General features: G+C 72.3%; 13 protein-coding genes. 4 read left to right on the forward strand and 9 right to left on the reverse strand.

What is annotated here, in order from left to right:
• The first annotated feature begins 27 nt into the window (after positions 1 to 27).
• Entirely contained in the window at positions 28 to 1,632 is a 1,605-nt protein-coding gene (locus ACSMX9_RS10560) for an ABC transporter permease (protein WP_445401849.1), read from the forward strand.
• Positions 1,629 to 2,696 carry an ABC transporter ATP-binding protein gene (locus ACSMX9_RS10565; RefSeq protein ID WP_445401851.1) on the forward strand — a complete coding sequence of 356 codons (1,068 nt, stop codon included), beginning with the start codon at positions 1,629 to 1,631 and terminating at the stop codon, positions 2,694 to 2,696. The genes ACSMX9_RS10560 and ACSMX9_RS10565 overlap by 4 nt, the downstream gene beginning before the upstream one ends.
• A 22-nt stretch (positions 2,697 to 2,718) precedes the next feature.
• Here the strand turns inward: ACSMX9_RS10565 and ACSMX9_RS10570 are convergent, their stop codons facing one another.
• The 4 genes from ACSMX9_RS10570 to ACSMX9_RS10585 all read right to left on the reverse strand — a co-directional run bounded on the left by ACSMX9_RS10570 (position 2,719) and on the right by ACSMX9_RS10585 (position 4,445).
• Entirely contained in the window at positions 2,719 to 2,916 is a 198-nt protein-coding gene (locus tag ACSMX9_RS10570) for a hypothetical protein (RefSeq protein WP_445401853.1), read from the reverse strand.
• Positions 2,913 to 3,236: a hypothetical protein gene (locus ACSMX9_RS10575; protein WP_445401855.1), complete on the reverse strand. Its 324-nt coding sequence runs from the start codon at positions 3,234 to 3,236 to the stop codon at positions 2,913 to 2,915. The genes ACSMX9_RS10570 and ACSMX9_RS10575 overlap by 4 nt, the downstream gene beginning before the upstream one ends.
• 95 nt (positions 3,237 to 3,331) lie before the next feature.
• Positions 3,332 to 4,075: a hypothetical protein gene (locus ACSMX9_RS10580; protein ID WP_445401857.1), complete on the reverse strand. Its 744-nt coding sequence runs from the start codon at positions 4,073 to 4,075 to the stop codon at positions 3,332 to 3,334.
• Positions 4,076 to 4,166: 91 nt separating this feature from the next.
• Positions 4,167 to 4,445 (reverse strand): DUF7848 domain-containing protein, encoded by a 279-nt coding sequence (locus ACSMX9_RS10585; RefSeq protein ID WP_445401859.1) that lies wholly within the window; start codon positions 4,443 to 4,445, stop codon positions 4,167 to 4,169.
• 590 nt (positions 4,446 to 5,035) lie between these two features.
• Here ACSMX9_RS10585 and ACSMX9_RS10590 point away from each other — a divergent pair.
• Complete coding sequence (locus tag ACSMX9_RS10590; protein ID WP_445401861.1) at positions 5,036 to 6,187, forward strand: helix-turn-helix transcriptional regulator; 1,152 nt, start codon at positions 5,036 to 5,038, stop codon at positions 6,185 to 6,187.
• A 238-nt stretch (positions 6,188 to 6,425) separates the two neighbouring features.
• A complete protein-coding gene (locus ACSMX9_RS10595; protein ID WP_351248328.1) occupies positions 6,426 to 6,953 on the forward strand; it encodes a GNAT family N-acetyltransferase in 528 nt (175 codons plus the stop codon).
• Positions 6,954 to 6,969: 16 nt separating this feature from the next.
• On the opposite strand, the gene ACSMX9_RS10600 is transcribed toward ACSMX9_RS10595, so the two are convergent.
• The 5 genes from ACSMX9_RS10600 to ACSMX9_RS10620 all read right to left on the reverse strand — a co-directional run bounded on the left by ACSMX9_RS10600 (position 6,970) and on the right by ACSMX9_RS10620 (position 12,749).
• Positions 6,970 to 7,869 carry an ABC transporter permease gene (locus ACSMX9_RS10600; protein ID WP_445401863.1) on the reverse strand — a complete coding sequence of 300 codons (900 nt, stop codon included), beginning with the start codon at positions 7,867 to 7,869 and terminating at the stop codon, positions 6,970 to 6,972.
• Complete coding sequence (locus ACSMX9_RS10605; RefSeq protein WP_445401865.1) at positions 7,856 to 8,791, reverse strand: ABC transporter ATP-binding protein; 936 nt, start codon at positions 8,789 to 8,791, stop codon at positions 7,856 to 7,858. The genes ACSMX9_RS10600 and ACSMX9_RS10605 overlap by 14 nt, the downstream gene beginning before the upstream one ends.
• A gap of 106 nt (positions 8,792 to 8,897) precedes the next feature.
• The gene (locus ACSMX9_RS10610) at positions 8,898 to 10,184 is read right to left on the reverse strand and encodes a LolA family protein (RefSeq protein ID WP_445401867.1); all 1,287 of its coding nucleotides are present in this window, start codon (positions 10,182 to 10,184) and stop codon (positions 8,898 to 8,900) included.
• A gap of 250 nt (positions 10,185 to 10,434) precedes the next feature.
• Positions 10,435 to 11,445, reverse strand: coding sequence for a polyprenyl synthetase family protein (locus ACSMX9_RS10615; protein WP_445401869.1), 1,011 nt, complete (start codon positions 11,443 to 11,445; stop codon positions 10,435 to 10,437).
• A gap of 428 nt (positions 11,446 to 11,873) precedes the next feature.
• Positions 11,874 to 12,749, reverse strand: coding sequence for a Cof-type HAD-IIB family hydrolase (locus tag ACSMX9_RS10620; RefSeq protein ID WP_445401871.1), 876 nt, complete (start codon positions 12,747 to 12,749; stop codon positions 11,874 to 11,876).
• Between the last annotated feature and the right edge of the window lie 20 nt (positions 12,750 to 12,769).

Genomic DNA, 12,769 nt, shown 5'->3' on the forward strand with positions numbered 1-12,769 from the left:
GACACGGACGGACCACCGGGTACCGGCGTGAAGAACCGAGTGACCGAGCAGGACCGGGTCACCGCCGCTCCGGCGCGCACGGGCGACAGCCCGCGTGCGCGCCGGGGCGGTTTCCCGCGTCCCCGCGCCGGACGGCGCACCCCACCGTTGGTGCTCCTGCTGCCGGCCGCCGCCGCCGCGGTGATCGCCCTGCTGCCGCTCGGTTACCTCGGCGTACGGGCCCTGGAACGGGGCACCGGCTTCGCCCTCGACATCGCCCTCGAACAGCGCACCCTCGAACTCCTCGGCCGCAGCCTGGGACTCACCGCGATCGTGGTCAGCGCCTCCCTGGTGCTCGGCATCTCGCTGGCCTGGCTCACCGTCCGCACCGACCTGCCCGGCCGCAAGGCGTTCGGGGTGCTCGCCACCCTGCCGCTGGCCGTCCCCAGCTACGTCGCCGCCTTCACCTGGATCTCCGCGGCCCCCTCCCTCGCCGGACTCGCCGGCGCCTGCGTCACCCTCACCTTCGCCTGCTTCCCGTACGTGTACCTGCCGGTGGCCGCGGTGCTGCGCGGCATCGACCCGGCGCAGGAGGAGGCCGCCCGCTCCCTGGGCAGCGGGGCGTGGCGGGCCTTCCGCACCGTCACCCTGCCGCAGCTGCGGCCCGCCGCGGCCGGCGGCGCGATCCTGGTGGCGCTGTACGTGCTCTCCGACTTCGGCTCGGTGTCGATCACCCGGTACGACACCTTCACCCGCGCCATCCACACCTCCTACCAGGCCAGCTTCGACCGCACCCCGGCCGCCGTCCTCGGCTGCGTGCTGGTCGCCATGACCGTGCTGCTGGTGGCCGCCGAACACCGCACCCGCGGCCGGGCCGGGCACGCCCGCACCGGACGGGGCAGCGCCCGCCCGCCGGTCCGACTGCGCCTGGGCGCCTGGACCGGGCCCGCGCTGGCCTGGTGCACCGCCGTCGCCGCCGCCTCCGTCGCCTTCCCGCTGCTGACCCTCGGCTACTGGCTCACCGTCGGCAACTCCGGCTTCGACGGCGCGAAGTTCTGGTCCGCGACCCTCACCACCCTCACCGTCGCCGCCGTGGGCGCCCTGGTCACCACCCTGCTGGCGCTGCCGGTCGGCGTGCTCTCCGCCCGCCACCGGGGACGGCTCGCCCGGCTCCTCGAACAGTCCGTGTACGCGGGGCACGCCGTCCCGGGCATCACCGTGGGCCTCGCCCTGGTGTTCTTCGCCGTCCGCTACGCCTACCCCCTGTACCAGGAGTACCCGCTCCTGATCGTCGCCTACGTGGTGCTGTTCCTCCCGGTCGCCGTGGGCGCCGCCCGCGCCGCGGTGCTCCAGTCGCCGCCCGTGCTGGAGGACGTGGCCCGCTCCCTGGGGCGCGGCCCGATCGGGGTGCTGCGCGAGGTCACGGTGCCCCTCGCGGCCCCCGGCGTCGCGGCGGGCGCCGCCCTCACCTTCGTCGTGATCATGAAGGAGCTGCCGGCGACCCTGTTGCTGCGCCCGACCGGCGCGGACACCCTCGCCACCCGGCTGTGGACCGAGACCGGCGCGGGCGCCTTCGCCGGCGCCGCCCCCTACGCCGCGGCCATCGTGCTGCTCGCCGCCGTCCCCTCCTACCTCCTCGGAAGACGCTCATGACCGGCCTCGACATCACCTCGCTGACCACCTCCTACGGGCGCGGCGACCGGGTGCTCGACGGACTCGACCTCACCGTCCCCGAGGGCGAGGTCGCCGCCCTGCTCGGCCCCTCCGGCTGCGGCAAGACGACCCTGCTGCGGGTCGTCGCCGGCTTCCTGACCCCCGACGCCGGCACGGTCGCGGTCGGTGGAAGGACGGTCAGCGGCCCCGGCGTCCAGGTGGCCCCGGAGCGCCGCGGCGTTGGGATCGTGGCCCAGGAGGGCGCGCTGTTCCCGCACCTCAGCGTGGCCCGCAACATCGCCTTCGGCCTCCGCGGCCTCCCCCGCGCCGAACGCCGCTCCCGCACCGCCGAGATGCTGGACCTCGTCGGACTCGGCGACCTCGGCGAGCGGATGCCGCACGAACTCTCCGGCGGCCAACAGCAGCGGATAGCCCTGGCCCGAGCCCTCGCGCCCCGCCCCGCGCTGGTCCTGCTCGACGAACCCTTCAACGCCCTGGACAGCGGACTCCGCGCCGGCCTGCGCTCCGAGGTCCGGGCCGCCCTCCGGGCCAGCGGCGCCACCGCCCTGCTGGTCACCCACGACCAGGAGGAGGCCCTGTCCAGCGCCGACCTGGTCGCCGTGGTGCGGGCCGGCAAGGTCGTGCAGTGCGCACCCCCCGAAGAGGTCTACGCCCGGCCCGCCGACCCCTGGGTCGCCTCCTTCGTCGGCGAGGCGGTACGCCTACCGGCCACCCGCGACGACCGGCACCCCGGCCGGGCCGTGACCGCACTCGGCCCCGTCGACGTCACCCCCGCCCCGGACGGAGGGACGGGCACGGGCACCGTGGTGCTGCGCCCCGAGCAACTCCGACTGGCCCCCGCCGACGGGGCCGACCCCGACGCCCCAGCCCCTCCGACCGGCCGGGTCACCGAAATCCGGTTCCACGGCCACGACGCGCTGGTCCTGGTCGACGTCCCGGGCACGGACACCGTCACCGTGCGGGTGTCCGGTCCCCTCACGGTGCGGCCCGGGGACCCGGTGGCGGTCCGGGTGGCCGGGGCGGGCACCTTCCACCTCGGGTGACGCGCAACTGGGCTGCGGACCTTCAGGTGGCGCTGCCGTGGTCGGCGGTGCACGGGCCGGGGGCGGTCAGGTGGTGGGGGCAGGCGTGGTGGGTGGTGAACCCGGTGTCGCGGGCGCTGGTGTAGCCGATGACGACGGGGGCGGTGGTCCAGCGTCCGCAGGTGCAGCAGTGGGTTCCGGAGGGGGTGGGTGGGGTGGTGGTGAGGGCGTCGCGGGTCATGCGTCCGCCCCGGACGTGGAGGGGTGGCGGGGGTAGGCGTAACCGCGTCGGGCCCAGGCGGTGGCGTAGTAGTGCTCGCGGTCCTCGGGGCTGAGGTGGCGGGCCTCGGGGGCGTGGAAGACGGCGCGGGCTTCGGCGGAGCTGGGGCCGGGCCAGGGTTTGGCCCATGGCCGTGCCGGGGTTGCGGTCGGAGCGGGAACGGTGGCGGTGGCGGGCCGGGTGGTGAGGTGGTGGGTGGTGTGGCGGCCGGGTTGGGTGCGGCGGGTCAACGTGAGGTGGGTGAGCACCCGTACGAGTGCACGGGCGATACGATCACGCATACGTCGGTCAGCTCCTAGATCAGCTGGTTCGGCGAGCCCCGGTGGACCGTTGCAGCGGTCCCCCGGGGCGTCCTGGTTGTCGGGGTCGTGGGGGGTCAGGGTGGTGGGAGGGGGCGGAGGGGGACGCCGAAGCGGGGGAGGGCGTTGATGGCTTCGGTTGCGGTGGTGACGGCGTGGCCGGGGGTGTGGCCGGTGGACATGCGGCGGATGGCTTCGGTCTGCCAGCCGTCGGGGAGGGTGTCGAGGAGTTCGGCGACGTCGTTGGCGTCGCCGGTGGCGCGGTGGTTGGTGGCGCGGGGTTTGTCTTCGTCGAGGGCGCGTTGTTGGACGTGGTGGAGGGCGTCCCAGGTGGTGGGTGGGTGGTGGTCGGGGTCGTGTTCGGTGGTGAGGTGGGCGTGGGTGAGGGTGCGGAAGACTTCGGGGCGCCAGGCGGGGTGGAGGGAGCGGTACCAGAGGAGGGCTTGTACGGCCTCGGTGTGCTCGTCGGCGCGGCCGTCCGCCTCGGGCCAGCGCTGAGCGTGTTTCGCTGCGCAGTGGACGGCGAAGTGGGCGCATTCGCGGCGGAGTTCGGTGACCAGGGGTCGCCAGTCGCTGAGGGCGGGGTCCCATCCGGTGCTGATCCGCTGGCCGGTGGTCAGGGCCCAGTACAGGGCGGCCCGGTCGGCCGCGTCCATGCGGTGCCACACCTCCCGCTCCCGCAACTCCGCCCACACCAACGGCACCACCCGACCGGCCAGGGCCTGCATGTCCTTGCGGTGCTGGTGATCGCTGCCGGGCCAGCCCTCCAACACGTCCAACGCACTGCGGAGTTGATCGAGTCGGTCGGTTCGGTGCGTCATGCGTCCTGCCAGAGAGGGTGAAGGGTCGAGCGGAGGGATGCGTCGGGGCTCTTGGCTCGGGGGCCGGCGCCTGCGCGGGTACGTCGGCGGCTCATGTGGTCACCCCGGGAAGGGCACGGGGGTCGACGTCCCGAGGCGGGTCCCACTGCACCGTGTCGAACAACAACCGGTCGTAACGCCGGTGCCCCGTGGCCCGGAAGTGCTCCTCCGCCCACCCCAACGCCTCCTCCGGACTGCGGGACCCCGGCCGACCCGGCGGAACCTCCCCACACCGCGGACTCCCCGACACACACTGGATGTGCACCCACCCCCTGCACTCCACGACCCTGAGCGTCCACACCAGATGACGAAACCGCCGCCTCACCCCCACACCCCACCCCGACGACCCCGCACGTTCCCCACGGCCACCGCCGGCCCCTCCCGGTCAGCCCCCCGAACAGACCGCACCTCCCCGTACGGCACCTCCCACTCCACACCACCACCCGGCGGACGCAGGAAGTACCACCCCCGCACGTCATCCATCACCACGCCCACCACACGCCTGTGCGTGTCATAAGCCAGTTCACCCACCCGAAGCCCGCCGCTCATACCGCTCCCGCTCCCGTCCACTTGTCGCACGCCCCATAACGGCCACGCATATACTCGAATCACTCTTCGAATGCCTGTCTGGATATGCGGGGGATGAAGACACATGCGCCTGCGGACCGCTCACGCACAGCGGCCTCGATCGGCGCTCCCACCGGCGAACGGGCTTGTTGTCGTCCCGGGAAACCACTTCCCGGCTCCGCACCACAAACCGTTCAGGCCCTCATGACGCGAGGGTCTGAACTGCATCCGAGGCGAACCAGGTTCCCCGGTTGCCATCGGAACCAACACGGCAGAACTACGGCGTCAAAGCTGCGTTTTCGCTGCACGGACTACCCTGTTCAGGGACGACGGCAGCCAAGCGAAGGTGCGGCCATGGCAGGCAAGCGGAAGCGGTTCGCGCAGCGTCGGAAGGCGTGCGGATACTCACAAGAAGCCCTGGCCGAAGCCCTGCAAGTGGATCGCACAACAGTGCAGCGCTGGGAACGCGGGGTGGGCGATCCTCACCCACATCAGCGGCCACTCCTGGCCAAGCTGCTGCATGTCGAACTCGAAGAGTTGGACGACCTGTTGGCGCCTGACATCTCAGTCGACCTTCCTACCGTTGACCGGGAGCGCGGCGACGGGTTCGCGTGCGCCATTCGCCAGATGTCACAGCAGCTGATCATGCTGGACAACGAGTTGAACGGCCTACCCATCGCAGAAATCGCCGCACGCTCCTTCAAGAAGGTCCACCGCCGTCTGGGCAACGGGGATTACGACCGCAAGGCGGAGCACGAAATCCAGTCTGCTGCGGCTGAGTTGGCCGAGATTGCAGGATGGGCGCTCTTCAATGAGGGCAAGTTCAACGCCTCTCGAAGGTTCAACCAGGAGGCTCTCCTCCTCGCCAAGCTCGCCTGTGACCGGTCAACGGAACTCATCACGCTTCAGAACATGGGCATGCTGGCGGGCTGGTCCGGGCGTCCTCGTGAGGAGCTCGCCATCGCGCAATCGGTGATCGAGCGGGAGCGGATGAGTCCTCGGGTGGAGGCCATGTTCAGAGCTCGGGAAGGTCAGGGGCTGGCAGGGACGGGACACCATCGGGAAGCGGCTCGCTCCTTCGGCCGGGCCCGTTCTCTCCTGCTGGACAACGGGCCGGACAGCGAGCCCCCCTGGGTCTGGTGGGTGTCCGACCAGGAGATCGACAGGCAGCAGGGACGATCCCTCCACGAGACCGGAGACCTGCATGCCGCCATCCCTGTTCTGGAACGCGCGATGCATCACCAGGAGGGTTCCCAGGTCGGCTACCGGAGCGTCGCGGCAGTGCGTCTGCTGGACAGCCTGCTCCGCGTGAGGTCCTGGCAGACGGCAGAGGTGGAGGCGAGGAACCTGGTGCCCGCGGTGAACGAGATGTCATCCGTGATCACTTTGGAGATCCTCACGAAGGTGGCCGGTCGGGGCAAGGCGACCCCTGGGGCTCCAAGCAGCCTGCGGGACACCCTTGAGCAGATCGAATCCATCGCGACCGAAGACCCTTACGACTTCTGAGCGAGCCACCCCAGCGGAAACCACGCGCCCTCGCCGCGCCCCCAATCGGCCGGTATGGCACCGGGAACTGGAGCATCCGGAGTGGGCGTGCGGCACCTGGGGAATGCCCTCGACAAGCTCGGTGCCCGCGCATCTGCCCACATGCAAGTGGTCCCCGAGGACCGACAGGGCGATCCCGAGCAAACCGACGTGCGCACGCGACCGGGCTGACCCACAGGCAGAAGGAATGGAGTCAAGGATGACCGAACCGACCGACCTGCGTCATTACCACCACGGAAGCCTTCCGGACGGCTTTCGCGACCTGCTGATCGATGTGCACGCCGATGCCTACGCCACCGCCATGGACGACGAGTTCAACCGCAGGTTCCCGTGGTTCGTCGACCGCTGGACCGCGAACAACGGGTTCACCTGCGTGGTCGCCTTCGAGGAAGGGGAGCCGACGGGGTTCGCCTACGGCGCACCGCTCCCGCCCGGCCGCGAGTGGTGGAGGTCCACGGCGTTCGAACCGAGCGACGAGCACACCGCGACGTACGCGGTCTCCGAGATCATGGTGCGTCCGCGCTGGCGCAAGAAGGGCATCGCACAACGACTGCACGAGGCGCTGTTGAGCGATCGCGCCGAGGGCCTGTCCGTGCTCCTGGTCGACGTGACCCACCCGAAGGTGCAGGACCTGTACCAGACCTGGGGCTACCAGAAGGTCGGCGAACAACAACCCTTCGCCGACTCGCCACTGTTCGCCGTCATGGTGAAGGACCTCCGGCCCTGAGCAAGAAGCGGGGCGCTCAGCTCGTGACGTCCTTGGTGGTGAACCTGGCCCAGGCCGCCGAGCCGAACACGGCGGCGTAGAGGGCCTGGAGTCCCAGGTTGCGCAGGATGTCGTCCCAGTGGACCGGTTCGCGCATCACATCGGCGAAGGACAGCCAGTGGTGCGAGAACAGATAGGGGTGGACGGCGTCCAGCTGGGGGATCTGGTCCACGATCTGCACGGTGATCAGCAGCCCCACGGTGGTCGCCATCGCGGCGATCCCGCTGCCGGTGAGGGTGGAGACGAAGAGTCCGAGTGCTGCCACGCCCAGCAGGGACGCGGCCACGACCAGGGCGACGAGCAGGGCCCGGAGCAGCCCCTCGGCGAAGGTGATCCGGGTGCCGGAGATGGTGGTGAGTTCGCCGAGCGGGAAGAGCAGGGCGCCGACGAGGAGCCCGGAGAGGGCCACCACCACCGTCGCCAGCAGGCAGAACGCCGTCACCGTGGCGTACTTGACGGCCAGGAGTCGGCTGCGGCCGGCCGGGGCCACCAGCAGGTAGCGCAGCGTTCCCGCGCTGGCCTCGCCCGCGACGGCGTCCCCGGCTACCACCCCGACGGCCATCGGGAGGAAGAACGGGAGGGTGGCGGCGAGCCCGGCGAACACCAGGAACAGACCGTTGTTGGTGACCTGGGCGAGGAAGGCGGGCCCGGCCTCCCCCGAGCCGCCGCCCGCGCCGCCCCCGCCGCCGGTCTCGATCCGGACGGCGATCCCGATCAGTACCGGCACCGCGGCGAGCACGCCCAGCAGGGCCAGGGTCCGCCACCGCCACAGCGTGGTCAGCAGCTCGGACCGGAACAGTCCGAACGTCCAGGTCCACCGCGGTGGGCGCGGGGTCGTCGGGCCGCGCCCGGGGTCGACCACCTCATCGAGCGACATCGAACCCCTCCCCGGTGAGCGCCACGAAGGCGTCCTCCAACGATCCCCGTTCCACCCCGAGGCCGCGGACCCGCACCCCCGCCGTCACCAGGGCCGCCGTCACCTCGGCGAGGTCGCCCGCGGGCGGGTCGGCGGCGACCCGGTCGCCGTCGACGGTGATGTCGGTCAGGCCCCGTTCCTTCAGGACGCGTGCCGCGTCCGCCGGGTCGGGGGTGGTGACGAGGAGTCGGCCGCGGGCGTTGGCGGCGAGGTCGGCGACCGGGCCCTGGGTGATCAGCCGGCCGCGGGCCATCACCGCGGCGTGGGTGCACACCTGCTCGATCTCGTCGAGGAGGTGCGAGGAGAGGAAGACCGTGGTGCCGTCCGCGGCGAGTTCCCGCACCAGGGTGCGGATCTCCCGCATGCCCTGCGGGTCGAGGCCGTTGGTCGGCTCGTCCAGCACCAGCAGGCGGCGGGGCCGCAGCAGGGTGGCCGCGAGCCCCAGGCGCTGCTTCATGCCCAGGCTGTAGGCCCGGGCCCGTTTGCCGGCCGCCGCGGTGAGGCCGACCCGGTCCAGGGCCTCGTCGACCCGGGCCCGGCGGGTGCGGGGGTCGGCCGTGGGGTCGGCGGAGTCGTAGCGCAGCAGGTTGTCCCGACCGGTGAGGAAGCCGTACGGGGCGGGGCCCTCGATGAGGGCGCCGACCTGGGGCAGCACGGTGCGGGCGGCGCGGGGCATGGGGAGGCCGAGCAGGTGCGCGGACCCCTCGGTGGGTTCGATCAGGCCCATCAGCATGCGGATGGTGGTGGTCTTGCCGGAGCCGTTGGGGCCGAGGAAACCGAAGACGGTGCCGGCGGGCACGCTCAGGTCGAGCCGGTCGACGGCACGTTGCCCGCCCCGGTACCGCTTGGTCAGTCCGCGGGTCTCGATCACCGCGCGTTCCATCCGTCTCCGCCTTCCGTCCGTGCTGCCCCTGACCGGGGGGCGGGTGCGGGGCCGCGTGGCCCCGCACCCGCCCCCCGGCGAACGCCCGTCCGGTGTCCGGGTGGGACTACCGGTCGCTCTCGGCTGCCTTGACCAGGGCGTCCTTGGTCACGGCGCCGACGTACACCGTGCCGTCGTCGGTCATCAGCGCGTTCACCAGGCGGGTGGAGAACACCGTGCCGGAGCCGAAGGAGCCCGAGACCTGGTCGCCGAGGGAGTCGAGGAAGTCCTGGGCGTCGACCGGGCCGCCGGCGCCCTTCGCGTCCTTCTCCGAGGCCGCCGCGCCGCCGCCGGGGGTGCCGATGCGGGCGATGGTGCTCCAGCCCTCGCCGAAGGTCTTCACCTCGCCGCCGTCCGCGCGGGCGGCCTCGTCGACCCCGGGCAGTCCGAGGCCGTCGAGCAGGCCCGGGCCACCGGCCGCGGAGCCGTCCTTGCCGTGCTCGGCGGTCAGTTCGTCGGCCTCGGTGACCTCGGCGCCCTTGGGCGGGGTGAAGGCGAAGGTCGACGCGTCGGGCCGGGCGAAGTCGATCTTGGTGAAGCTGACGTCCACGACGGCGCTGCCGCCCGCGGCGGGCACCAGGGTGAACTTCAGCGGGACGCCGTTCTCCGCGTCCACCGCGAGCTGCACCGAACCGACCGTGGAGCCCGACTGCTTCGGCTTCACGACGAGCTTGTACGCGTCCCGTCCGGCGACCCGGGTGCTGCCGTCGACCGTGACCGAGGTGGTGTCGCCGGCGGCCTTCAGCACCTCGTCGGCGAACTCGCCCGGGGTGGTGGGGGCGTGCTCCTCGGCCTTCGGCGCCTGCTTGCCGCGGGCGTGCGCCTCGCCGCCCTCGGCGTGGTAGACCTGGTTGGAGCCGCTGTCGTAGGCCCAGACCTCGCCGCCGTTGCGGATGAGGCTGTACTCGGAACCCTCGCCCAGCACGGAGACCTTGGCGCGCTCGGGGCCGTCCACCGCGACGCGCAGGGTGTGGGTGCCCGAGGCCAGTTCCATCAGCTTGGCCTGCGGGTCGGCGCTGTCGCCGCCCTCCCCGGCGTCGGGGGCGAAGGAACCCAGCGCGCCCCCGAGGTCCGGCAGGCCGAGGTCGGTGCTGATCTTCACCGTGCCGGACAGCCGCTCGGTGTCGGACGCGGCGATCTTCTCGATGAGCCGTTCCGCGCTGATCTTCGGCAGGTCGGGGTCGCCGGAGTCGGCGAGCGCCGGGACGAGGCCGATGGTCGCCGCCGCCACCCCCACCACCGTCACCGGAACGGCGTAGCGGGCCGCCCGGCGGCGAGCCCCGCGCTTCGGCGCGGGCCGTGCGTCCTCGACGGCGCCCGTGCCGGGAGTCTGGTCGGATTCGTACGGTGCCATGTGTTCCCCTACCTCCGTGGTCGGCGGCGACCTTCCGTGCCCCTGATGGGTCCCACCCCGCGCCGCCATTGTCCCCCGTGGTGCTCAGGAGTGGTCTGCTTCCATGACACCAAACCCGTGGGCTTCGAACGTCAGACCTCGGGGGCAACTTGGCGTACTGCCCGGGTATGACGTCGGGGCGTACGGGGTCCGCCCACCCGTAGGGGACGCACCCCCGTCCGGCGGGGCCGCCTCCCCCTCGGCCGACCGGTCAGCCGGCGCGGTGCACCACGGCGTCGCATAGTTGCACGAGCGCCGCCTTGGCGTCGCACTCCGGCAGCGGCTCCAGGACGGCCCGGGCGTCCTCGGCGTACCGCACGGTGTCCCGGCGGGCCTGCTCCAGCGCGGGGTGGGCCCGCAGCCGGGTGAGCGCCTCGCGGTGGCGGTCGTCGTCGCTGAGGTCCGAGGCCAGCAGCTCGCACAGGGCCTTGTCCTCCTCCGCGCCGAGGAGTCGGGCCTGCTCGTGCAACCGCAGCACCGGCAGGGTGGGGATGCCCTCGCGCAGGTCGGTGCCCGGGGTCTTGCCCGACTCGTGCGAGTCCGAGGCGATGTCCAGGACGTCGTCGGCGAGCTGGAAGGCGACGCCGAGCCGCTCGCCGTACTGGGTCAGCACGTCCACGATCCGGTCGTCGGCGCCGGACATCATCGCGCCGAACCGGCCGGCCACGGCGATGAGGGAGCCCGTCTTGCCGCCGATCACGTCGAGGTAGTGCGCCACCGGGTCGCGCCCGTCGCGGGGGCCGGCGGTCTCCAGGATCTGCCCGGTGACCAGCCGTTCGAACGCCTCCGCCTGGATGCGGACCGCCTCGGGGCCCAGGTCGGCGAGGATGTGGGAGGCGCGGGCGAACAGGAAGTCGCCGGTGAGGACGGCCACCGAGTTGTCCCAACGGCTGTTGGCGCTGGGCACCCCGCGGCGGACGTCCGCCTCGTCCATGACGTCGTCGTGGTACAGCGTCGCCAGGTGGGTCAGCTCGACCACGACCGCGGCGGGCACGATGCCGGGCGCGTCCGGGTCGCCGAACTGGGCGGCCAGCAGCGCCAGCAGCGGACGGAACCGCTTGCCACCGGCCCGCACCAAATGCTGGGCGGCCTCCGTGATGAAGGGCACCTCGCTCTTGGTGGCGTCGAGCAAGCCCTCCTCGACAGCAGCCAATCCGGCCTGGACATCGGCTTCGAGAGCCTGGTCCCGCACGCTCAGCCCGAAAGGCCCGACGACGGTCACGAGGGGGTCTCCTGTCTACTGACGGTCACTAGGTCGTACACATGGCTGGTCGATGTGCGCTGCCCTCCTCAAGTCAGCGTATCCGGTCCCCTTTCGATCACTGTGAGCCCCCGCCCGCCCATCACGGTCGGTGCACGATCGATCTTGCCGTGTTTTGATCACTTCATCTGATTTCCCCCAACAAGGAGAGAAAGCAGCCAAAGGAGGGAAACGCCACATCACCCACTGCAAGGGACAAGACTCCCACCCTTCGCCGCGTTCTCGATCACCGGCCCCCGCCACGTCCTCACGGAACGGACGCCCACACCCATGCGCCCCGGGGCCGTCCCGCTCCCCGGCGGCCCGCCCGCCCCCGTCGAACCGCCCGCACTCATCTCACGCCCGAGCGGCCCGGAACGTCACACCCCCACCGTCCCGACCGGGGCCGGTCAGGACCGGGCGCCCCCGGTCCGCGCCCGCGGCCGGGGCTGGCTGACCACGTCCGTGTGCCGCTCCCCCGCCGCCCCGTAGAGACGCTCCAGGACCACCGCGACCCCGTCCTCCTCGTTGGACTCCGTGATCTCGTCCGCCACGGCCTTCAGCTCCTGGTGCGCATTGGCCATGGCCACCCCGTGCCCCGACCACAGGAACATGGGGATGTCGTTGGGCATGTCGCCGAACGCCAAGGTCGCCTCCGGCCCCACCCCCAGCAGCGCGGCGGCCCGGGCCAGGGCGGTGGCCTTGGTGATGCCGAGCGGCTGGAGCTCCACCGCCCCGGGGCCGGCCATGGTCACCGTCACCAGCTCCCCGACGACCGCCCGGGCCGCCGCCGCCAGCTCGTCCTCGCCCAGCTCCGGGTGGCGCATCAGCACCTTGGTCAGCGGCCGGGCCCACAGCGCGTCGCGGTGCGGGGCCCGCACCCCCGACAGCGTCGGGTGCGTCACCGTAAAACCGGGCTCCATCAGCATCAGCCCGTCCGCCCCGTCCTGGTTGACCGCCGCGTGCACCGCGCCGACCTCCGCCTCGACCTTGCCGAGGGCGACCTCGGCGACCTCCCGGTCCAGGGTCACCGACCACACGATGCGCCCGGCCTCGGCGTCGTACAGCTGGGCGCCCTGGCCGCACACCGCGAACCCCCGGTGCCCCAGCCCGCGCAGCACGGGCACCACCTGCGGGACGGGCCGGCCGGTGGCCACCACGTGCGTCGCGCCCGCCGCGACGGCCAGGGCCAGCGCCGCACGGGTCCGCGCGGAGAGGGAATCGTCGTTGCGCAACAGGGTGCCGTCGAGATCGGTGGCGACGAGGGAGAGAGCATGTGCGGGCATGGCCCCGAGAATACGGACGG

Source organism: Streptomyces sp. LE64, assembly GCF_052606915.1.